The sequence below is a fragment of the Stenotrophomonas sp. LARHCG68 genome (assembly GCF_052871705.1).
This window is the reverse complement of the sequence record NZ_JBIXJV010000008.1, coordinates 102336-122733: the sequence shown is the minus strand read 5'-3', so window position 1 is coordinate 122733 and position 20398 is coordinate 102336. Positions and strand designations below refer to the sequence as shown.

Genomic DNA, 20398 nt, shown 5'->3' with positions numbered 1-20398 from the left:
AGCGTGTGCCGGTTTGCTGGTAAATGACGCGGGCATACTCGTCGGTCAGCATGAGGAACTGGCCCGTGTGGATTGAGGCGAGGACATGATTACCTGCACACTGCCTCCACGTAGGGATACACATCATCTGGGTCGCTCAGCAGCAGCGCGTAATGGACCCGGCAACGCTGTTCGTCCGCCCCCCCCCAGCGCACCAGAAAGCTACCGGGGGATTTTTGCAGCCCTCCCACGAATGCCAGACCACCCGTACCGACCACGCCCAATACTTGGCCTTCATCGTTTTCCGCCATGGCGCCCAGCGGCAACGGGGCGCCATGGGCATCGATCAGCGCAAACGCAGCCTGAACGCCGACGATGGCATCGAAATCTGCGCGCACGACCGCCCCTCGGGTCGGGACGACCTCTGTCACCGGGTTGCGGATTTCAACGCCCCTAGGCAGCCGACCCGTTTCGATGGCAATTCGGTTGATGCGATACGGATTGAGATGCGGAATGACCGCCTTGCCGTCACGATTGGTACTGACGCCCGGGTACCGCTCGAAGTGCACACCCTTGGCGTCAGGCACCGTTGCCACGGCCACGGTTTCCCCCATGGGCTGGGTAAGGAGCAGTCCATCGCCACTCCACAGGACCCCGCCGGCAGCCGCCAGTGTTGTCTGTGTATAGCCTGGGCCGGTAGCCGCCGAGGCATCGAAGCGCCCGGATGAGGCCAGATAGCTGAGCGAGGCCGACCGGCTTGCGCTGCCCTGATTGGCATGCGTCGCGTTCATGCTGTAGCTGAGCAGCCCATCCGAGCCTGCGCTGCCCGAGACGCCCATTTGCTGGTTGAGTCGGTTTTCATGGTCGCGGCTGAGGAAATAGGTCAGATTGGTGGGAGCTGCCTTGCGCCCCGAGCCTGAACTGCCACCCCATAGCGCCTCCAGCGGTACGGAGATGCTGAGTGATACATTCCATCGAGAAGGCACCCCGCCGCCCGGAGTGTAATTGCCGTAAAGGCCGACGTTGGCCGTTCCCACTCTGCTTGAATATCCGATCTGGTACAGCCTGTTGACGTTCGCCGTCCAGTGGGTTTGAACGCCAACCGTGGCATACAGCGAGCTTCCCTCTCCCAGACGCTGGCTGATCGTGCCTTCGATCCGGTTACGCCCAGCACCCAGTACAAGCGACTCGGCGCCTTGACGCACGCGCGCGGCATCGTCAAAGCTCCGGTAGTTTCGCGAAAAATGGTGTTCGCCCGATATCCTGAGGTCCGTGCCCGTGTCCGGCAGGGATTTGGCATAAAGCACCCGCACGGCCCGGCCACTCACGATCTGGTCATCGGCCAGGTGGGTGCGGCTGCGTGAGTGCGACACATCGACAGCGACGCCGCCCAGGCGCCCTAGGTTTTTCCCTATACCCAGCCGGGCGGACTGGTACGTGTCCGCAGCAATGGTGCCACCGTACAGAGACAGTTCACCGGGAAACCCGCGCGCAACGCTCGCCATGCCGAAGGTCGGATTCGGATCGGACAAGCCGTTGCGGTACTGTCCGAGGGTCACGTTGTAGCGCCACACGCCTTCTCGCAACAGCGCCGGTACGGCCGCATAGGGCTGGATAAAGCGGGTTTCATGCCCATCGGCTTCCGTGATAGTGACTTCCAGGTCGCCGGACGATGCGGTGGGATACAGATCGTCGAGGGTAAACGGCCCGGGTGGCACAAAGGTGTTGTAGATGGCAAAGCCATTTTGGCGGATGGTGATCTGAGCGTTAGTCTGCGCGACCCCATGGATCACGGGGGCATAACCCCGCAGGCTGTCGGGCAGCATACTTTCGTCGCTGCCAAGCTGAATGCCCCGAAATGGGAAGCCATCGAAGATGTCAGACGGTGTGGTGCCCTCGCCAAGCAACAGGCGGCTCTTCCAAGGCACGATGTCGCGCTGTGCAAACGCATCAATGACTTGGAAACGGTCACGGCCGTTGAGGCCACGCAAGAATGATGCGGCATGAGAGAGCCGCCAGCTTCCAAGGCTGGCGCTGCCACGCAGGCTCGCGTAAAGCGTGTTACGCGTCTGTGCCTGACCGAAGTCGCTACCGCCGTGGCGCGTGGCACTGAACTGGTAGCCCAGCCTCGCTGTGTTGATGCCACGCTCCCAGTACTGCGGATCGACCGCGCCACGAGCGCGGCGTTTCATGGCCGCTTGGGGCACATTGACAGCAAGCAGATGTCGGTAGCTGTCGAACGCAACCCGCGCCTCGGCGATGGCGGCCGGCAGATTCACGCAAGCATCTGGTTCCCCGGCCAGCACCAGTGCGGGAAAAGCGAGGGTATGTACGCCCCATTCTTCCAGCATGGGAAGAGTGAGACATGGAAGGGCATCGCTACCCCGCTCACCATCGGACGTGGCATCGAAACGCATCTCGCGCTTCTCGACGAAAACGTCGTTGACAAACACGTCAACGACATAACGTCCCGGCAGCAGCCGGTTGGAGGTGGCAAAAACAGACAGATCAGCGCCACCGTGCCCCCCGCCGAGCTCCAAAAATGCCAGATCGAATTCCAGCGGTGGCTGCGCATGCGTTACCGTTGCTGCCTGTATCAACAACACCGCTAGCCCCCATTGCAGAAGGCCTTCCTCGAGCGGCCGCGCCAAACCATCGGGCTGCCGGCCACCGACGTCCCTGCAACGGACCATATTGGCAGACCTTATTGCGCCGGCAGCTCCCGTGAGGTCGTCGCAGCGGTCACGGCGCTTGGAGAAGACTGCGCGCTCACGCTGATAGCCGGGGTCACGGCGCCATGATCATTGATCGTGGTATAGGTGAACTGGATTGGTCCACTCGACGGCGCAGAGCGGACAGGAATCACCAGCTCGCTGCGCGGCGCCACCATGTCGGCATTTATGGCCTCGCCTGACGAGCCGGAAATATCGATGCGTGAAAAGGTGACATAGTAGGGTGTGGGATTGCTCACCTTCAGCGCACGACCACGCCCCATCGGCCCCGGGACCACCGACCATCGCAACTGTGCGGGCGCATCGGTTGCGCTGCCAACAAGTCCGGCAGGACGGTAGAACAGCTTGATGCGCGTGAGCACGGCAATCTGCAAGGTATTGTTGTCACCCTCGGCGCGTGCCTTAGGGGGAATCTCCTTGATGTTGAGCCAGTACACCGATTCGCGGTCCTCGGGCGGCCTCACTTGAGTGGCAACGTTGCGCACCTGCACGAGCTGCTCCTTTCCACCATCCAATCGGAAAACCCCCGGTGTGACGACAAACGGCGTCCTGGCCCCGCCGTGTACACCATCATCGGCGAATGCTTGGATAACATAGGGCGTTTCCCCTTTATTGCGCACCGGCAATGAAGTCTCGCGCTTGTCCTGACTGGCATCGAAAATCACGCGGGTACCACCGACTTGGATGCCGGCATGGGCGATACCGAACAGTGCCCCATAGGACAATAGGCCAACCACTGTCAGGGAGAAAATGGAAGCGCATCGCATGATCACCCCCTCCCTACCCACATCAACACCGCACATCGCAGCGGCCTCTCATGAACTTGGACCAAGTTCGTATTGATCAGAACGGGATCACTTGTAGGTCAGCGCGAATAGCGCCTGAGCATTTGCACCGCCACCCTGGACGACTGCAGCAGTCGCGATATAGCGCGCCTGGAAGTTGAACGTGTTGTTGCCTTCACTGATGACATAGACCTTGGAGTCCGATCCGATGTCGATAGGCGTACCGGTATCATCCACCAGTTGCAATGCGACTCCGCCGGCCGCGTTGCCGGCTTCCGCCGTCACTTGAAGCGCTTCCGGTCTGGACGTATCGGTCACGCCGGTGAACCTGACTGTGGCGCCATCGGTGGAGGAGCCGCACCCTTTGAGGGCAATCTTGAAATTGGTCGCGCCAGCCACCGACCCCACTCCGCCAAAATCGTTGGCAAAGACCTTTCCCATGGGGACATTGCTGCTCGTTGCTGCCGAGTCTATCTCGCAGGGCACGTCAATGATTGACCCCGTGAAACGAATAGTACCCGTGGTCGAAGTCTGCGCTTGCGCAAAACCAGCGGCCAGACTGACGACCACCGCGCTCAAGCCTGAGAGGCTGAAAAGTGTTTGCATGGCGCGCCTCCATCGTCACTAAGAGCCTCAGTGACCTGAATTTAATCTGGCGGGAGTATAACAATTGAAGTGTAAAAACCACATGAAAGACCATTCCTTGGCCATGGTCTTCGATGTCTGGAGCTATGACTCTCTGCTCATCTCCCAATTAGCTATTTGCGCCCAACGCCGATAGTGTAATATAGATGCTGCAACTATTTGAATATGAGAATCGCGCTGCCATCAGTGGCGCATCTTCTTGACCGGGGTGGTTCGCTGGACCATGCATTTCAAGTTCGCCGTCACGAATTCCGCCACCGCCAGTAGACCAGCCACCTACACGGCGGCCATGAGGTGCTGCACTTGATTGATCGCATCTAGCGAGGGTGCAGTGCCTCCAAAGCAACTGTGTTGCAGGAGGAGCTTCGGCCACTCCTGCAGATGGACACGGTAGTGCCGGCCGCTAGCCGCCAGCTCTGGATGTATGCACGCACTGACTTCAGGCGGGGTTCGGCCCGCTCTGAGCGTCGCGTACGCGGGCGTTGAGGATCGCCAGCATCTTCCGCATCACCGCCACGATGGCCACTTTGCCTTCCTTGCCGCGAGCGCGCAGCGATTGGTAGAAGTCCCGCAGTCGAGGCTCATGTCGCATGACCGACATGCCGGCCATGTAAAGCGCTTGGCGGATCTCGGCTCTACCGCCATGGATGCTTCGTTTCCCGCGCATTGTCCCGCTGTCGTGGAACATCGGCGCTACTCCGACCAGGCTGACAATGGCCTTGCCGCTGATCCTGCCCAGCTCCGGCAGGTAGCGACTGCCCGGAGCATCGGCCCCACGCCTTTCATCGATTTCAGTACAGCCAGTTGAGGCTGCTGGGAAACCTGCTCGGCAATCCGCTTTCCCAGGCGTTCAACCAGCCTCTGCAAGCTGGCGATGTTGATCTGAAGCAGCCGGCGCAACTCACAATTCCCCACCATTTCCTGCTGCTGCCGCGCGACGGTCGGCGCGTGCATCGCCTGTCGACGTGCCCGCACGAACTCACGCATTTCCTGCTGCCAAGGCTCCAGTGGCTGATAAGAATGCAGCTTCACCAGCGCGGCCATCTTCGCCAATGCATAGGCGTCCAAGCGGTCGGTCTTGGCCATCCGGCCCAGTCCCTGGCCCTGGGCCAGCTTCCGGGCCCGCAGCGCATTGGCGCGGACCACCGGATGACCAGCTTTGTGCAGGAAATCCAGCACAGGCTGTTCATAGCCGCAAGTGGCCTCCAGCATGATCTGGGCGACCGGATGCTCTTGCAGCCAAAGGTCCAATTCAGCAAAGCCAGAGCGAGGGGTAGGGGCAGCGTACGCAGACTCCCCATAGAGTTGAGTGCTACTTATCGCATGGCCGGGCCCCTTCCATATTCCCACGGGACCCGGCCCCGCTATCGGCGATGAGTGGCTGCGTTAGCGTGCTTTCAGGCAGTTGGCCACTAGTTTCTTGCGTGCATCAGGGGACGGTTTCTTCGCGTCCGCCTCGGCATTGCACTTGCGTGCGCGATCCTTCTCCGCGTTGACGGAGGCGGCGCGCGGCTGAGGGGTGGCTGCAGAGGTGTCAGGTGGTCGGCGAGGGGTGGCGCTTGCGGCCAGCGGCAGGTTTGTGAGCAGGGTGACAGCCAGCATGATGGCAGCCGGCAAGAAGGAGACTTTCATGAGTAACTCCTAGTAGTGAGGGAAGTGCAAAGAAGTGATGATATGAAGCAGCGATGCTGGATGCGGTCCTCAGAGGGAAGCCCCAAGTAAGGTCTTGAGCCGGTGGTTGTGGGGCGCCGCACCACCAACCTGCGGGGAGTACAAAATCAACTTCGCCGTGTGCGCGTAGGGCTGCAGACCCCACAGCCCCCACTGTCCACCTGCCCTCCCTATTGTTCAATGCAAGCTTTGTGACGGATTGATACGCTTTGTGACGGCAAGTTGTGCATCTGCCGTATCTGAGAGATTTCCCGTAAGAGTGATTGCGCTGCTGCATCGTTCAATGCGAGTGCTGGGCTCGTCCAAGAGGGCGGAGGCATCCGGCTACGCCGACCCGGGGTCGCGGGTGGCTGAACCCGGAGGCGCCTGAGCAACCGCGCCCGGCGTTAGGGCACATTGGGATGGGGGCCATCCGGGCGCACGAAAGGCACACGACATGGCGCGAGCCCCTGTGCCGCAAGGGGATTCGGTTCCGACAAGGGCGCTGAATCGTTCAAGTTCATGCGCCTCGTGCCCACAGGCAAGGGCGCGGCGTCAAGAAGAACAGGTGGGCGGCGTTCGGCTCGAACTGCAGATAGCCCAGTTCGTCGATGACCAGTAGCTTGGGCTTGACGAAGTGCAGCAGCTTCTCCTCCAGCCGTCCTTCGGCGTGCGCCCGCGCCAGCTGTGTCACCAGGCCCGTCGCCGGCACGAACAGCGCGCTGTCCTAGAAGACGGATCGGCCAGGGCGGGTTCGCCGCCACTCAGATACCAGCCCAACCACTTCCTGGCTGCCTGCGCTGTGACACCTTGGGCAAGACCTACCTGAGCGGCATCCAAGCCATGAATGATCATCTGTCTAACCATCTCAAGTCGGCGGTCAAAGGCAAGTCGGACATGCTTATGGGCGTTCATCCGATTGGGGTTCCTGAGTGGATTGGGCGTTTGGCGACTGCCAGCCTCCCAAGCCCAATCCAGATGAACACTGGGCACAACCTATTGAAGCTTCACAACTAGTGTCGTGTCCCAAATGAAACTAAGTTATTCATTGGCTGTCAAACCGCTATCTTTGGCAGATGGCGAGCAGGCAGATGGGGCGTCCGCAACTGGAACTGGGAGTGAGCGCGCAAGAGCGTGCCGAGCTTGAAGCGATTGCCGGCTCCCGCAGTCTTCCGCATGCTCTGGTGCGGCGGGCACAGATGATCTTGTGGAGTGACGATGGCTTGACGGTCCGCGAGATTGCACGCCGAACCAAGGTAACGCCGGCGGCGGTGTCGAACTGGCGCAAGCGTTTCCGGGAAGCGCGTATCTGGGGACTTCATGACGCGTTCAAGCCGGGACGCCCCCGGTCGCACGACGATGATCGCATCGCCGAGTTGCTCAACGCGGCGTTGCTGCGCAAGCCGGAAGCGGGAACGCACTGGACGATCCGTGGGCTGGCTGGTGAGACGGGTGTTTCCAAGAGTTCGGTGCAGCGGTACCTGAAACTGTTCGGCGTGCAGCCACACAGAAGCCGGACGTTCAAGTTATCCAATGATCCGTTCTTCATCGAGAAGATTCGCGACATCGTGGGCTTGTATCTGAACCCTCCGGACCATGCGCTGGTGCTGTGCGTGGATGAAAAGAGCCAGGTGCAAGCGCTGGAGCGAACACAGCCCTTGCTGCCGATGGGACTGGGTTACGTGGAAGGCGTGACCCACGATTACGTTCGCCATGGCACGACAACCCTATTCGCTGCCTTGGACGTGGCCAATGGCACGGTCTTGACGCAATGCAAGCCCAAGCATCGACACCAGGAGTTCCTGTCCTTCCTGCGGCATATCGAGGCCAATGTGCCGGAAGCTCTGGACGTGCATCTGATCGTGGACAACTACGCTACGCACAAGCATCCGAAGGTGCGGGCATGGCTGGCCCGCAGGCCAAGATTCCATCTGCACTTCACGCCGACCTATAGCTCATGGCTCAATCAGGTCGAGCGTTGGTTCGGCATCATCACGCAGCGTGCCATCCGCCGGGGATCTTTCACTTCGGTCTCGGATCTACGACAACGCATCCAGAAGTTCGTCGATCATTGGAATCAGCATCCGAAGCCATTCTCATGGTCGGCAACGGCCGACTCGATCCTGGAAAAGCTCGCCCGTCTTGGCAAAGTTATCTCTGGGACACGACACTAGGCTCACGCGTACCGGCTGCCCGTCAGCAAAGCACCCAACGCCCACGGTTCGCAGTGCTTCGCCGTCGCGCACCACCAAGAGTGCATCAAGGCCACGCTGCTGCGCGTAGTCCCGCCCGGCATGTTCGCCGAGGACCATCAGCGCCGTCGCATAGGCATCTGCATCTGCGCACGTGCGTGCCACCACCGTGACCGAGGCCACACCGTTTGCCAGTGGCGTACCGGCCCTGGGGGCCATTGTGTGAGAGATGCGCGCGCCGTCGATTTCGGTCCAGCGACGGTAGTCGCCGGACGTCGCGATGGCAGCGTCGGTCAGCTCGATGACGCCCATCGTGGCACGCTGGTCATAGTCCGGTGCTTCCAGTGCGATTGACCACGGCGATCCATCAGGTTTGCCGCCATGTGCACACATCTCGCCATCGATACCAACCAGCCAAGCGCTGATGCCGTAGTCGCTCAACACACGCCCCAGTTCGTCCACGCCGAACCCTTTGGCGATTCCACACAGATCGAGGACAGTGGGACCACGCTTGCGCACGCGGCATCGATGCTCATCCACCTCGATCAGATCATCCACCGGCCGGCGGGAAGCTGTACCGAGGCAGTTGCCAGTGCTCAGGTGCGACGACACCCCGCTCGAAGGCCCGAATCCCCACTGATTGACCAAATCGCCGACGCCGATGTTGAATGCATTATGCGTCTCACGGCCGATCTGCTGCGCCCGCATGAGCAGCGCCGCGAGCCAGACCCCGTAAACGTAAAACCCTTAACCTAAATGCGATGCCGCAAGGGCGATAACTTAAAAGCGATAGCCACTGACGCCAAATCAATCCCTTACGTGTCATAGTTGGCTAAAAAATGCTCCTAACGTACAAAAATGTCCGATATCCAAACTGCCCCCATAACCATTGTGCGTATGTACATAGCCCCTTACTTCCTCGACCTAAAAATATAGATGAGCTGTTGAATCGTAGCGGGATTTGGTCCTTGTGCAACAAGTCCCTCGGCTCACCAAATGCCGACAGGTTACATGGCTGTTGGGTTTCCCTGCACAAGTCAACGTCGGGGAAAGTCCTGCTGGCAGGAAAAAGATCGCCGTAACGCATCACTAACTAATGGTCCCGCATTCTCGTTCAGACGGGCTTTGGGCAACTCCGACAAGTAGGTGTACACCCTGTCGCTCAGTTCATGAGGGAGGTGACCGGTTCGGGTACACCATCGTGAGCCTTGTGTTTGATCTGCGATCCCGAGAATATACGCCTGCCCATAGGAAGAGGAGAACAGTCGGCGAAGCGACGGATCATGAACCTGGGAAGGCATCCTACCTTCAAGCGCCTCAACCAGCTCGGCTCCCGTGAAAGACCAGGTCCTGGCCACTTCAGCCTGGCAGGTCGCCGGGACAGCCAGCATGATACCCAGTACTGTGAGTGTCATCGACACGTTTATCCTGTGGCCTGCCCGGCTATCTTGTTCATGTTTTTCTGTCACCGGCATGGATAATCCTTGCTCAGCGCCTCGGCGACCACGACTGCCGCGTTTTCGGCATACCGCTTCCTGGGAAGATCGGCCAGATAGTCCAGCACCCCACCGGACAGTGACCCCATGTCGGGAAGTTCTTTCGGGCACCACAGGCGATTTCTGGAACTGTCGGCCACGCCGACGATATAGGATATGGCCATGGATGTGGAAAGCATTGTACGCTGCGCCGGATCCTGAACCCACGATGCCAGCCCACCTTCCATAGTGCCGGCATAGAGTTCTCCGGCGGTCACAGGACGATAGCTCTCAGGCTGTTGAGGCTGTTGAGGCTGTTGAGGCTGTTGAGGCTGTTGGGCTGCCGTGGGTAAAGCTGCCAGCATCAGAGCAAGAACGACAAGCTGTCGATGACATGTCGGGAAATTTCTATGCAGCACCACAGGCCCCTTCAATTCTCAGCGAATACTGTTGATACTAGCACCGTCACGCTATGTTGCAAGCGATGCTCACTGAACACGACGTGGGAAGGCCGAATAACGCCGGAATATGTTACGTACCACTGGCTATTGGCTACGGGACATATTGCGCTACGGGGTGGCATAGTTATCGCGAGTCCGGTTGCGATAACCATGCCACCAGTGTAAATCCTGCGGACTCCAGGATTAATACATTGAGCGGTAAGTTTTGGGAAGAGTATGAAAAACATCACACTGCTGTTTTTGTGCGCCCTGGTTAACGGCTGTGCAACTGAGACTTATGAAACAGCCTCTCGCCCTGAGGTTTTGGTTGATGTTGAGGGCTATGCGATCGCCAGTTGCCTGACTATGCAGACCAGTCCCTATCTGAAGGATCAAGGCGATGGTTGGGCATCGTTGATCATACAACGGACGGAAGTCGACCTGGATAACCTTATCAGCATTGCTCAGGCGGTAAAGCATGAAAACAGTGCGGGTAAGATGGCAATAATTCGTGTAGATGATGCAGAGAGCGGCTCTACACGAAGTAAAGCGCTTCCTGCACTCTACTGCAATGAGATGATCAATACGCCTACTGTTCGACTGGCAATTCAAAATACCGTTACAGCCGTTTTAAAGAAGCACGTAATCTGGGATCAGAGCTTTCCAGCGGTCACAGAGCAATGACGCCGGAAGATTCTTATGGACTCATGCCACTGAGCTACGCCCATATCAATCCCTATGACCAGTTTGAACCTCGAACTGGACACCCGGATAGATTTCGGCAAAATGGCAATGCGAGTATCACTGCAATAAAGCTCGTTGCAAAAAATCAGGATCATAAGTCCAGTTTTGGGATATCTTGCGATACTGACGTTTCGCTTCTGAAACCGACGTTCAGTCGGAAAGGATGTCTGCATGGGACAGATTTTGAGTTTTCGCGAGATGTTAAGTACCTACCGGCTTAATGATCGCACGCTTCTCGCGCTTGTCGAAAAGAAAAATATCATCGCACTCCGTTTCGATCTCTACCATAACGACGACCCGGGCCGATGCAGGGACGAAATGGAGTACCTCCTCGACGTAGGGATGCCCTGAACAATCGTCGCTGAGTGCTGGATTTCAGGCGCCGAAGTGGTCCGGAGCCGCCAGAGGCAGAGGATTGTTGTTTCTCATCGCTCTGGAGGTGCCGCACTGGCCCCTCAAGGTGGATTTATCCCTATGCCGACAGCAACTGCCGGCGCACCATCCACAGATTGGACAGCGCAAACAATGTCAGCACCTGTGCAGTGTTCTCAGCCAGGCAGCGGTAGCGCACCTTGGTGTAACCGTGGCATCCGCGATCGTGCCCGCGCGCAGGCTCTGGCCTTTGCGCGCAAGATGTGCATTCACCGCCTCCAGCATCTTCGCCGCCAAGCCATGCTTCTCCAGCAGACGACGGAAGTTGAGGATCGTGCCCTCATCCGGGATCACATCGAGCCCGCTGAGCCGGGCGAACAGCCGCATCGAAGCGATCTCGTGCAGCGCTTCCTCCATGCCCGGATCGCTCAATGCGTACCACTGCTGCAGCGGATGGATGCGCAGCATCGTCTCCATCGAATACGGCGGCCGACCCACGCGGCCTGAGCGCGGGTAGTGCGGCTCGATCTGAGTCAGCAGCGCGTTCCACGGCACTATCTGCTCCATCTCCGCAAGGAAGATCTCGCGCCGGGTCTGCTTGCGCTTGCCCAGGCCCTCGGCATCACCAAATGTCAGCTGCATGGATAGCTTCTCAATGTGTGCCGCCATTGTCTCTCAGGCTGCCGGCCAGCGGCCGGCACTACCGAATCAGTTGTTCAGAGCATCCCCAATTAGGAAAAAATAAGTCACAAACAGTCACAAACAGTCACAAACAGTCGAGCGCAATCAAGAGTTCGCACAGACACACCTGCACGGCCAGTGATAAGTAAGGATCCCATGAACAGTTCCGTCATTGCCATGAACGCAGTGCCTATATGTGGAATTGTTCAGAAGCATCCCTCGCCCCCCCCACCGCCGAAGCAGGCATCAGTATCATAACTATAATCAGCATCAATACTCAATCGACAATGGGAGGGGAAATGGATTCAAGCTATGCGCGCCAGCATATCGATCACAACCTGCAAATTGGAGATAGCTATGCAAAACCATCACTTCCTGCGGCCCCTTGCTCGACAGGTACGTCCATTAGTTTTAGCGAGCGTGATTAGCGCCGTTCTAGCCACCACTTGCACTTGCATGGCGTCTGTTCAACGTGCCCCCCCATCTATGCATGCTCCCCCGCCGAAGGCCTACGTGGCCGCCGCAGCCCATGTCGCAAGCAGCGATCATCGCCTCTCATTCAAAAAAACAGAAGCTGCTGGATTCGACCTCATGGCCGCACAGCACCTCCCTGACGGCCAGATTCAGGATATTTACCCGCCACTATTAAACAGAGCGCAATCCGGCGACCTTGAAGCAAAGCGCCTGCTATTCCTCGTTCTGAACCAGTGCCACACAATCGCAAAATTCGATGTAGCATCCGTCGATCCAAAAAACATAATCGATCCACAGTTGCCAGATACTGAGGAGAACAAACCACATAGAGGCGAAGCGCGTGCAAAACTCTTGGCCGACTTTGAAAGCCGCGCACTACTCTCGGCTGAAAGCACACTCAGACAATGCGAGCAACTACCAAAGGGCGCAATAAGTGATGCAGCCAGGTGGCTAACAGAAGCCGCCGAGGGTGGGGATATCTACGCCCAGCTGGCATTTGGCAGCTACATCGATCTAGTTGTCGGCCCCCCAGAAGAGCAACTTAAGAATCCCGAAAAAGTTAGAAAATTTAATACTGATACGATGAAATATCTGCAAGGCCTCGCAGCCCGCAGGATTCCAGATGCTCTTTATTCGCTTAGTGGAATCTACGAATCAGGGATTATTACAAAAAAAGATATGGTTCGCGCCTATGCTTATAAAACAGCATACGACAATATTGCCCCGATAGATGCAAATCCTAGAGCATTGCAAGCTATGTCCAAAGACATGACAGGCGAGCAGATCTCGGAAGCCAAAGCCCTCGCACAATCTCTGCTTGCGAGGCGCACACCATGAATGCGAAGCCGATTCAGAATTTCGCTTTAATCCTATTATTAATAACACCCATATCAGCATTGGCGCGCCTACCAATACAACATGATCGAGAACCAACACCGCGACCGGAACCAGCATCACCGCCGCCACCCCGTCTAATCGGCCCTTACGATTGCATCAATGGATGCACCGTCGGATTTCCGCGCCCGGACCCACTGACGATAAAGACCATCCTCGATAAAATCGACTCATTCAATAGAGGGAGATTTAATAGAGAATGGGTGCGCATAGGAGACGTCATAGTTATCTGCAATGGAGCAGCCTGCGTCCATTACAGAGTTACCCAAGGAGGCGAAACCCAATATCTTGGCGAAAAAATCGAACATCAAAGAAACACGCCACCCGCAAGAGGCGGTGGAGGCGGTGGAGGCGGAGGGGCGCGAATAGGCGGCGGATCACCTGGCGGTTCGCCCGGTTTCGGACGTGGAGGGGGAAGAGGCGGCGGGGGGCGTGTTACGATAGGCCCTATAACAAATCCACGGATTCGATGACGCAACGACCGCTGGAGCAGCTGCCCATCAAAGGTCACCACCTGCAGCATCAGATTTCAGGCCACCTACAGCGCCGTGTAATGACCCACCGATTCCTGCTCAGGTCATGCGGTTAATGTAGCGGCATAGGCCGCGTCGGGGGTCATCATTTTCAGCGTCTGGTGCGGGCGCTGTTGGTTGTAGAAGGCGATCCAGTCAGCAATCACCCGCAGGGCATGGGTCTGGCTTTCGAAGCGGTACCGATGCACGCATTGCTCCTTCAATGTCCGGATCACGCGCTCCACCATCCCGTTCTGCTGTGGGCAGTGTGGGTGATGAACTCCTGCTTCAGGCCGTAGCTGCGCACCAGGCGGGTGTAGTCGCGGCTGGTGAAGACCAGTCCATTGTCCGAGCGCAGCAGAAGCGACTCGGGCACGCGGCCCAGCGTGCCGTAGCGACTGATCAGGGCCTATTCCAGCGCGGCCGAGGCCGTGCTGGCTTTCCCGGTCCGTGACAGATGCCAGGACGAACACCCTAACCCGCTGGCCTCCAATCTGGGAGCTGGGCAGGAATACCGGTTCCCCCTCGCTGGACACCCAGTTGCGCGCCGGATTGCGCAGCCTGGAGTTGGACTTGAACGTCGATCATGATGGCGGCCGTTTTCTCGACCCGCTGCCCTATCGATTACTCAGCAAGAAAGGCAGCAAGGATCTGGCGCCTCTGTATACCGATGCCTTGCGCGAGCCAGGTCTGAAGGTGCTGCATATGGCAGACGTCGACTTCCGCAGCAGTAGCCCCACTTTCCGCCTATGCTTTCAACAACTGCGCGCATGGTCCGATGACAATCCGGGACACACGCCTGTTTTTATCCTGCTGGAACCCTAGTTCTCCAACTTGGCCGCCTCGTTGCCGGATTCCACACCTGTCGCCCCCTTCGATGCGCGCTCCTTTTCCGAAATGGATCAATCCATCACAGAAATCCTCGGTCGGGAACGGCTGGTCACTCCCGACGATGTCCGTGGCAGCCAACAGACGCTGGAGGCGGCGCCCTGGCCGGGAATTGGCCCCGTTTGTCGCAGGCAAAAGGCAAGTTCCTGTTCCTGATGATCGTTCCGGGCATGAACCTGGCCACCTTTGCCCCCTATCTGGAGGGCCATCCCAACCTCGAAGGCCGGGTTGCCTTTGACCCACCCCCGATTGCCGGGCCATCAGCCGGTAGAGATTTCGCCCTCTTTTGGCGCCAGGGAATTCGCTTGGGACCCGTATTCTCGGGCGAATTCCGCAGGGGTTTTCCACGCCAGTGCACTGTGGGGGCGCTCCTCGTTATAGAATCGCCGCCACGCTTCGATTTTGCTCCTTGCATCGGCCAGCGACAAGAACCAATGCTCGTTCAGACATTCCTGCCGCAGTCGGCCATTGAAGCTTTCCACCATCGCATTGTCCGTCGGCGTACCACGCCGGGAAAAATCCAGCTCCACGCCGTTCTCATAAGCCCAGCGGTCCATCACCTTGCCGGCAAATTCACTGCCGTTGTCCACCTTGATCGCGTCCGGCCTGCCCCGTTGAGCGACCAGCCGTGCCACCGCTTCGGCCACATCGTCTGCACGCAACGAATGATCCACAACGATCTCCAGGCACTCGTGCGTGAAGTGATCCAGCACCGGTAGCAACCGGAAGCGACGTCCATCGAACAGCGCGTCACTGACAAAGTCCATGCCCCACAGGGCATTGGGGGCCGTGGCCACCTTGATCGGTTGCCGGCGACGGCTGCGGCGCGGCCGGCAATGCCGCAAAGACAGGCCTTCTTCCTTGTAGATGCGATGCACACGCTTCTGGTTATCCCGCCAGCCCTCCCGGCGCAGCATCACCAGCACGCGCTCACAACCGTAGTGAATCCGTGCCTGAGTAATCTCATGCATCCGCCGGCGGATAGCATTACTGTCACGCACCTTGGACGTGTAGGAAAATGCCGAGCGCGACATCGACACGATCCGCGGCGCACGCCGCTCACTGCTGCCAAATTGCATACAGCCAAGCACTTGGACACGGCCGCCAAATGAACTGGACACCGCGACCAAACAAACTGGACAGTAGCGCCAGACTGGACACCCTCCGTCAGACTGGACGTTGGTGGGGACGAGTTGGACACTAACCTCTGAGGTTGACTGTCTTGGGGATGACGTATGTGGCCCAAAGAGGTTCGAGCATGCCGGGTGTTTCTGGCGGACGGGGCCGTCGCTTACCACCTGCATCACGATAGCGCTCCACTTATCGCGCAGCCTGTCGCCGGTGCGCTGTCCTGCCGAATCGCGCAGCTGGTGCACCAGCTCTTTTTGGGTCGGCGTCCACAAATTTAGGATTTTCATCCGGAAACTGGAATCCTGAATGGGCGTCAGTCGGTGAAAGCCGTGCTAGAACGCTCCTATTCCTTGGGGGGAAGCCCGAAGGGTGATAGCCGACTCAAAGGGAAGCCGCCCATGAACACACCGCACGATCTGGCGCTGGCGGATGCGCTGCACGCGATGGCCGGTGCCATTCGGGGTGGGGAGAGCATTTCGGTGGAGACTGTGTTCGCCGTCGTGGGAAGCCTGCTTGCCGGGACGGCGGCTCCTACGGAGGAGATCGCGCTCGTTCCGATGGAGGCGCTGCGTCGACGCGTACTGGGCGAGTTGCTGTCTTGCCAATTGGAGCTTGCCCGATTCGCTGCGTTGCCGTGCGATGCGGCGCAGTTCGAGACGGTGCAAACGCGGCGCAACGAGGAGGGTGAGGCGGGTTCGATCTATTGGGCTCGGATGGCCAACCTGCGCCGCGCGTTCAGCGAGCTGGTGTCGTTGCTGACCTACGACGAGCGGCCGCACTGGCCGATCGACCCGGACGGCGGATTCGAAATCCAGCACTCGACGGGCTACGTCAGTGTGCAGCTTTTTGGGAGTCCACAGGAGAAGGATTCCTCGCGGCCGTGAGCCGCCACGGTGTCTTGCCAATCATGGCAGACCGCAGTCGTGAGGGGACGACTGCTTAACGGAAGTTCAAGGAGGAAGAACGATGAAGCACTATCCGTATGCCCTGCTCAGCGTTGCATTGATGGCGTGGTGGTCTGACGCAGAGGCCGCACGATCGCATAGCGCGGCAACGGCGATCACCGAGGCCGCCCAGGCGGATGCCTCGTACGCCTACTCACGGAAGATGGTGGCGGAAAGGCCGGAGCTGGGCGTCATCCTTCAGCACTTTGGTTACCGGTCGCTGAGCGAACTGGATTCACGTTTCGTCTACAGCTACAACATCGACACGGGCAAAGTATCCGCTAGGCCGATTCCGAAATCCTCGGCGGCGAACCACGAGGTCTCGCCGCAAGCCTTCCTTGGCATCGCCAACAACACCGGCGGCATCACCGACAACGGAACGGACATCGTCGGGTACGCGCGGACCTCGGTGTATTGCATCCTTGGAGGGGCGGCAACGAACGTGGGCGGCTATATGGCCAACAGCCATTCGCGCGACCCCTCCAATCCCAGTGTCTTGAAATGGGGGACACAGGACGCGGGAGGTTCGACGACGGTCAACTTCGCGGTGCTGATGGCGGCTGGGGGCGCCAAGAACCTCAGCAACCGCACCGTGATGGAAACGACCCATATCGCGGAATGTGGTGGTGAGGTCCAAACGGTCAACAAATTCCGGAACTGGCCGCCGATCCGCTATTCGATGGTCATTGACGACACCGGCTCGATGGAGGCGCAACTTGCGGGTGTGAAGGGCGGGCTGCAGTCCTTCATTGCCACGCAGGAACAACAGGGCGACGAAGGGCGCCCGAAAGCCTATCAGTTGATCACTTTCAAAGACGATTTCCAGCAGGTTCTGCCCCCGACCAGCGATGCGGCGCAGGCGCTGGCGGCCGTGCAGGGGCTAACTCCCAGCGGTGGCGGAGCATGTCCGGAGAACTCGATCGGAGCGGTCAACTTGGCCTTAGACGGCATCGAATCGGACGAAAGCTCAATGCGCACGATCATCCTGGCGACCGATGCCTCGCCGCATGATGGGTCCGACATCAATGGCGTGATTGCTAGGGCCACCCAGAATGGTGTCAGGGTCAACGTAATGCTTTCGGGCGACTGCGCGACGACGGCGGGTGCCGCGGCCAGCAGCAATTCCGGCGCCGGAGCAACGCCTTCGCAGATTTCTTCGCGCGTGGAACTGAAGCGATTGGCGGAGGAGACCGGAGGGATCTATTTCTACAGCCCGAACGCCACAGCGCAAGAGTACGCCGAGCAGTTCGAGAAGATCCTTGTGGAGTCGGAAAATCCGGTGGACGAACTCAAGCCGGATGAGCCGGTGTCGTGGCTCAGCGGGGACGCCGGGTCCAAGAAGACCCTCCGCATCGAGGTGCCGGCGGGGACGCCGCTGTTGCGTGTGATCGCCTATGGCGGCACGGGCAATCTCTCGCTCTATTTGCGCAAGGGAGCGGTCGCGACCGAATCACTCCATGACGCATCCTCTACTCGACCGGGGAATAGCGAGACGGTCCAGATTCCGGCACCGCCTGCAGACACCTACTACGTGACGGTGGTCGGCGCGGGGGCGTTTGCGGACGCGACGATCAGTCTGCATCTGGGGCAATAGCCATTCGTGCAGGAGGCGGCCGAGTCGAAGGGCTCGGTCGCCTGTTGTGCCAAACGCGCGCTTGCTGCCGACGGCCGGGGACAAGAGGGGCACCGAGATGTTGCCTCAGTATGCTAGATACTGGGAGTCACCACCGACGAATTCCCGCGGATTGTCGATGCCGTTTTTCTTGCGAGAGGTTGTTGCGGACGGCGGTCCGCCACTATGCGGCGTGTCTGTCCAGCCTGACGGAGGTGTCCAAGCTGGAGCTGGTGTCCAGATCATTGGGCGGCAGTGTCCAATTCATTTGGCGTCACTGTCCAGTGTGTTTGGCGCTGAGCGTCCAGTTGATTGGAGTTTCGTAGCCAAATCGCTCCTGCAGCCGCCCCACCCAGGCACGCTTCTGGGCAGGCCTCAGAGCTAATGAGATGGCCCGCCCCCTCCTCTTCGGCGAGATACTTGCCACGTCACCCATCGGAGGATCGACCATGCGCCATACATCTCAAGCCCAGTCAGTAAGCGTGTACGGCATCGACATCGGCAAGAGCCTGTTTCATGTTGCGGGTTTGGACAGGAGCGGCCATGTGTTACTGCGCACCAAATTTCGGCGCAATGCACTGCTGCAGTTTTTTTCCAATGTTCCGGTTTCGATCATCGCCATGGAAGCCTGCCCAGGATCGCAATGGCTGGCTCGCAAACTGGCTGGATATGGGCACAACGCCAAGATCGTGCCAGCTCAGTTCGTAAAGCCTTATGTCAAATCCAATAAGAACGACACCGTCGATGCCGAAGCCATCGCCGAGGCCGCAACGCGGCCCACTATGCGTTTTGTCGCCCCGAAGCGGGCTGACCAAACTGACCTGCAGGCATTACATCGGGCTCGAGATGGATTGGTGTATCAGCGCACGGCCATGATCAGTCAGATGCGAGGTTTGCTACTTGAATACGGAATCGCATGTCGCAAGGGCGTGGGTGCTTTCAAGTTGGATATGGCTGAAGCACTGGGAGATGCTGAGAACGACCTGACGCCTGCTTTTAGAAAGCTGCTTGCCTCGTTGCGCGTCTACCTGACAGAGCTGGAAGCGCATATTGAACAGTTCAGTCAGGAGATTGAAGCCATTGCCGATCTGGATGACACCACACGGCGGCTGATGACGATTCCAGGCATCGGCCCACTCGCCGCCACAGCGTTGGTTGCTGCCGTCGGAGATGGAAAGCAGTTCAAGCGCGGGCGCGACCTGTCAGCCTGGCTCGGACTGGTCCCAGCACAATATTCGACAGGCGGAAAATCCACGCTGCTAGGCATCAGCAAGTGCGGAAATAGCTACGTCCGACGACTTCTGATCCATGGCGCTCGTTCGTGCGTCATCCATACGGACCGCACCCGACATCGCTGGGGCACATGACTCAACGCGCTTGCGGAACGAGTTCATGCCAACAAACTCACAGTGGCGCTAGCCAACAAGATCGCCCGCATGGCGTGGGTCATCCTGACTAGGCCCGGTGCCACCTATCAACGACAGGACCCCAGATTCGCTGCCTAAGTCCCTCGTACCTCAGACCACAATTCACTGCTCAACTGCGTTTGCGATGCCCGTAGGGAGATGACACCACCGTCGATCGACGCGCCGTAAATCCGACCAAAAAAGCGGGCCAGCAGCCCGGTCAAGTTTGATGGAAACGGCACGTGCGAATCTCATCATGGCCTGGTGGCCAAAAGCTGCCGACTTGCAAGAGGCCGGATACATTTGTGCAAACGGATTGGGTCATCCAACTGCGGTCCTTGCAGACCGGGGGCGGACCATACATTTTTTGTGACCACCTCCTGCAGCATCGCCTTGTCCAGGCTCAGGTCGGCCACCAGCTGCTTGAGCTTGCGGTTTTCCTCCTCCAGCAACTGCAGCCGCTTGAGTTCGGACGGACCCAACCCGCCGTACTTCTTGCGCCACACGTAGAACGTCGCCTCCGCAATGCCCAGCTTGCGGCACACCTCACCGACCGCCATCCCCAGCTCGACCTGCTTGAGCGCGTAGGCAATCTGCTCCTCGGTAAAACGGGACTTCTTCATCGCCTGATTCCTCGTGATCCACGGGGGCCCATGCAGGGCGAAGTCTCTACTTTACGCTGGCCCGGTTTTTCGGGGGTGGGTCAAGTGCTTTTCATTGCGGACATCAAGCGCACGGATATCCTGTGCAACAGCGCACAAGTCCGCTCGGATGCGCTCAATGGCCTGAACGTCCACGCAGACCTTACTGCGTTCGCGCCACAGCTCTGCGGTCAAGATCGC

Annotated in this window: 18 protein-coding genes and 6 pseudogenes; 9 read left to right on the top strand and 15 right to left on the bottom strand. The window is 58.8% G+C overall.

Annotated features, from left to right (window positions below):
* Nucleotides 1–89 precede the first annotated feature (89 nt).
* From ACIPR8_RS19115 to ACIPR8_RS19085, 7 genes and pseudogenes are all read right to left on the bottom strand, one after another.
* Nucleotides 90–2672, bottom strand: a complete 2583-nt coding sequence (locus ACIPR8_RS19115) for a fimbria/pilus outer membrane usher protein (RefSeq protein WP_446542029.1) — start codon at nucleotides 2670–2672, stop codon at nucleotides 90–92.
* 11 nt (nucleotides 2673–2683) lie between these two features.
* Nucleotides 2684–3478 carry a fimbrial biogenesis chaperone gene (locus ACIPR8_RS19110; RefSeq protein WP_446542028.1) on the bottom strand — a complete coding sequence of 265 codons (795 nt, stop codon included), beginning with the start codon at nucleotides 3476–3478 and terminating at the stop codon, nucleotides 2684–2686.
* Between the two features lie 87 nt (nucleotides 3479–3565).
* Nucleotides 3566–4102, bottom strand: a complete 537-nt coding sequence (locus ACIPR8_RS19105; protein WP_446542027.1) for a fimbrial protein — start codon at nucleotides 4100–4102, stop codon at nucleotides 3566–3568.
* A gap of 478 nt (nucleotides 4103–4580) precedes the next feature.
* A pseudogene (locus ACIPR8_RS19100) lies at nucleotides 4581–5461 on the bottom strand (IS110 family transposase).
* 66 nt (nucleotides 5462–5527) lie between these two features.
* Nucleotides 5528–5773, bottom strand: a complete 246-nt coding sequence (locus ACIPR8_RS19095) for a PsiF family protein (protein ID WP_446542026.1) — start codon at nucleotides 5771–5773, stop codon at nucleotides 5528–5530.
* Between the two features lie 538 nt (nucleotides 5774–6311).
* Nucleotides 6312–6503 carry an ATP-binding protein gene (locus ACIPR8_RS19090; RefSeq protein WP_446542025.1) on the bottom strand — a complete coding sequence of 64 codons (192 nt, stop codon included), beginning with the start codon at nucleotides 6501–6503 and terminating at the stop codon, nucleotides 6312–6314.
* Nucleotides 6482–6706, bottom strand: a complete 225-nt coding sequence (locus ACIPR8_RS19085; protein ID WP_446542024.1) for a leucine zipper domain-containing protein — start codon at nucleotides 6704–6706, stop codon at nucleotides 6482–6484. The genes ACIPR8_RS19090 and ACIPR8_RS19085 overlap by 22 nt, the downstream gene beginning before the upstream one ends.
* 176 nt (nucleotides 6707–6882) lie before the next feature.
* On the opposite strand from ACIPR8_RS19085, the gene ACIPR8_RS19080 reads away from it, so the two are divergent.
* Complete coding sequence (locus ACIPR8_RS19080) at nucleotides 6883–7965, top strand: IS630 family transposase (RefSeq protein WP_446542023.1); 1083 nt, start codon at nucleotides 6883–6885, stop codon at nucleotides 7963–7965.
* On the opposite strand, the gene ACIPR8_RS19075 is transcribed toward ACIPR8_RS19080, so the two are convergent.
* The 3 genes from ACIPR8_RS19075 to ACIPR8_RS19065 form a co-directional block, all read right to left on the bottom strand.
* Entirely contained in the window at nucleotides 7888–8697 is an 810-nt protein-coding gene (locus tag ACIPR8_RS19075; RefSeq protein ID WP_446542071.1) for an FAD:protein FMN transferase, read from the bottom strand. The genes ACIPR8_RS19080 and ACIPR8_RS19075 overlap by 78 nt on opposite strands.
* Nucleotides 8698–9020: 323 nt before the next feature.
* Nucleotides 9021–9284, bottom strand: coding sequence for a Rap1a/Tai family immunity protein (locus tag ACIPR8_RS19070; protein ID WP_446542070.1), 264 nt, complete (start codon nucleotides 9282–9284; stop codon nucleotides 9021–9023).
* A 164-nt stretch (nucleotides 9285–9448) separates the two neighbouring features.
* Nucleotides 9449–9706, bottom strand: a complete 258-nt coding sequence (locus tag ACIPR8_RS19065) for a Rap1a/Tai family immunity protein (protein WP_446542069.1) — start codon at nucleotides 9704–9706, stop codon at nucleotides 9449–9451.
* 429 nt (nucleotides 9707–10135) lie between these two features.
* Between ACIPR8_RS19065 and ACIPR8_RS19060 the strand changes: the two genes are divergently transcribed.
* Entirely contained in the window at nucleotides 10136–10582 is a 447-nt protein-coding gene (locus tag ACIPR8_RS19060; protein ID WP_446542022.1) for a hypothetical protein, read from the top strand.
* 231 nt (nucleotides 10583–10813) lie between these two features.
* Complete coding sequence (locus ACIPR8_RS19055; protein WP_446542021.1) at nucleotides 10814–10993, top strand: hypothetical protein; 180 nt, start codon at nucleotides 10814–10816, stop codon at nucleotides 10991–10993.
* A 228-nt stretch (nucleotides 10994–11221) separates the two neighbouring features.
* Here the strand turns inward: ACIPR8_RS19055 and ACIPR8_RS19050 are convergent.
* Nucleotides 11222–11656: pseudogene (locus ACIPR8_RS19050) on the bottom strand (transposase); the annotation flags it as partial.
* 552 nt (nucleotides 11657–12208) lie between these two features.
* On the opposite strand from ACIPR8_RS19050, the gene ACIPR8_RS19045 reads away from it, so the two are divergent.
* Nucleotides 12209–13006 carry a hypothetical protein gene (locus ACIPR8_RS19045; RefSeq protein ID WP_446542020.1) on the top strand — a complete coding sequence of 266 codons (798 nt, stop codon included), beginning with the start codon at nucleotides 12209–12211 and terminating at the stop codon, nucleotides 13004–13006.
* A 634-nt stretch (nucleotides 13007–13640) separates the two neighbouring features.
* Here ACIPR8_RS19045 and ACIPR8_RS19040 read toward each other — a convergent pair.
* Nucleotides 13641–13823 (bottom strand): integrase core domain-containing protein, encoded by a 183-nt coding sequence (locus ACIPR8_RS19040; protein ID WP_446542019.1) that lies wholly within the window; start codon nucleotides 13821–13823, stop codon nucleotides 13641–13643.
* Nucleotides 13808–13951 (bottom strand): hypothetical protein, encoded by a 144-nt coding sequence (locus ACIPR8_RS19035; protein WP_446542018.1) that lies wholly within the window; start codon nucleotides 13949–13951, stop codon nucleotides 13808–13810. The genes ACIPR8_RS19040 and ACIPR8_RS19035 overlap by 16 nt, the downstream gene beginning before the upstream one ends.
* Nucleotides 13952–14025: 74 nt before the next feature.
* On the opposite strand from ACIPR8_RS19035, the pseudogene ACIPR8_RS19030 reads away from it, so the two are divergent.
* Together ACIPR8_RS19030 and ACIPR8_RS19025 are read left to right on the top strand one after the other, a co-directional pair.
* A pseudogene (locus tag ACIPR8_RS19030) lies at nucleotides 14026–14619 on the top strand (Ca2+-dependent phosphoinositide-specific phospholipase C).
* Nucleotides 14565–14687, top strand: a pseudogene (locus ACIPR8_RS19025) (hypothetical protein); the annotation flags it as partial. The pseudogenes ACIPR8_RS19030 and ACIPR8_RS19025, both read left to right, overlap by 55 nt.
* A gap of 36 nt (nucleotides 14688–14723) precedes the next feature.
* Here ACIPR8_RS19025 and ACIPR8_RS19020 read toward each other — a convergent pair.
* Nucleotides 14724–15539, bottom strand: a pseudogene (locus ACIPR8_RS19020) (IS3 family transposase); the annotation flags it as partial.
* A 453-nt stretch (nucleotides 15540–15992) separates the two neighbouring features.
* On the opposite strand from ACIPR8_RS19020, the gene ACIPR8_RS19015 reads away from it, so the two are divergent.
* From ACIPR8_RS19015 to ACIPR8_RS19005, 3 genes are all read left to right on the top strand, one after another.
* Entirely contained in the window at nucleotides 15993–16478 is a 486-nt protein-coding gene (locus tag ACIPR8_RS19015; RefSeq protein ID WP_446542017.1) for a hypothetical protein, read from the top strand.
* Between the two features lie 82 nt (nucleotides 16479–16560).
* Complete coding sequence (locus ACIPR8_RS19010) at nucleotides 16561–18132, top strand: pre-peptidase C-terminal domain-containing protein (RefSeq protein WP_446542016.1); 1572 nt, start codon at nucleotides 16561–16563, stop codon at nucleotides 18130–18132.
* A gap of 467 nt (nucleotides 18133–18599) precedes the next feature.
* Nucleotides 18600–19517 carry an IS110 family transposase gene (locus ACIPR8_RS19005; RefSeq protein ID WP_446542015.1) on the top strand — a complete coding sequence of 306 codons (918 nt, stop codon included), beginning with the start codon at nucleotides 18600–18602 and terminating at the stop codon, nucleotides 19515–19517.
* 404 nt (nucleotides 19518–19921) lie between these two features.
* Here ACIPR8_RS19005 and ACIPR8_RS19000 read toward each other — a convergent pair.
* A pseudogene (locus ACIPR8_RS19000) lies at nucleotides 19922–20179 on the bottom strand (transposase); the annotation flags it as partial.
* Nucleotides 20180–20398: the final 219 nt, after the last annotated feature.

Excerpts from the sequence above, each read along its gene's own strand:
- ACIPR8_RS19115 (WP_446542029.1), bottom strand. The coding sequence starts at position 2,672 with ATGGTCCGTTGCAGGGACGTCGGTGGCCGGCAGCCCGATGGTTTGGCG.
- ACIPR8_RS19110 (WP_446542028.1), bottom strand. The coding sequence starts at position 3,478 with ATGCGATGCGCTTCCATTTTCTCCCTGACAGTGGTTGGCCTATTGTCC.
- ACIPR8_RS19105 (WP_446542027.1), bottom strand. The coding sequence starts at position 4,102 with ATGCAAACACTTTTCAGCCTCTCAGGCTTGAGCGCGGTGGTCGTCAGT.
- ACIPR8_RS19095 (WP_446542026.1), bottom strand. The coding sequence starts at position 5,773 with ATGAAAGTCTCCTTCTTGCCGGCTGCCATCATGCTGGCTGTCACCCTG.
- ACIPR8_RS19085 (WP_446542024.1), bottom strand. The coding sequence starts at position 6,706 with ATGAACGCCCATAAGCATGTCCGACTTGCCTTTGACCGCCGACTTGAG.
- ACIPR8_RS19080 (WP_446542023.1), top strand. The coding sequence starts at position 6,883 with ATGGGGCGTCCGCAACTGGAACTGGGAGTGAGCGCGCAAGAGCGTGCC.
- ACIPR8_RS19070 (WP_446542070.1), bottom strand. The coding sequence starts at position 9,284 with ATGCCTTCCCAGGTTCATGATCCGTCGCTTCGCCGACTGTTCTCCTCT.
- ACIPR8_RS19065 (WP_446542069.1), bottom strand. The coding sequence starts at position 9,706 with ATGGAAGGTGGGCTGGCATCGTGGGTTCAGGATCCGGCGCAGCGTACA.
- ACIPR8_RS19060 (WP_446542022.1), top strand. The coding sequence starts at position 10,136 with ATGAAAAACATCACACTGCTGTTTTTGTGCGCCCTGGTTAACGGCTGT.
- ACIPR8_RS19055 (WP_446542021.1), top strand. The coding sequence starts at position 10,814 with ATGGGACAGATTTTGAGTTTTCGCGAGATGTTAAGTACCTACCGGCTT.
- ACIPR8_RS19040 (WP_446542019.1), bottom strand. The coding sequence starts at position 13,823 with ATGGTGGAGCGCGTGATCCGGACATTGAAGGAGCAATGCGTGCATCGG.
- ACIPR8_RS19015 (WP_446542017.1), top strand. The coding sequence starts at position 15,993 with ATGAACACACCGCACGATCTGGCGCTGGCGGATGCGCTGCACGCGATG.
- ACIPR8_RS19010 (WP_446542016.1), top strand. The coding sequence starts at position 16,561 with ATGAAGCACTATCCGTATGCCCTGCTCAGCGTTGCATTGATGGCGTGG.
- ACIPR8_RS19005 (WP_446542015.1), top strand. The coding sequence starts at position 18,600 with ATGCGCCATACATCTCAAGCCCAGTCAGTAAGCGTGTACGGCATCGAC.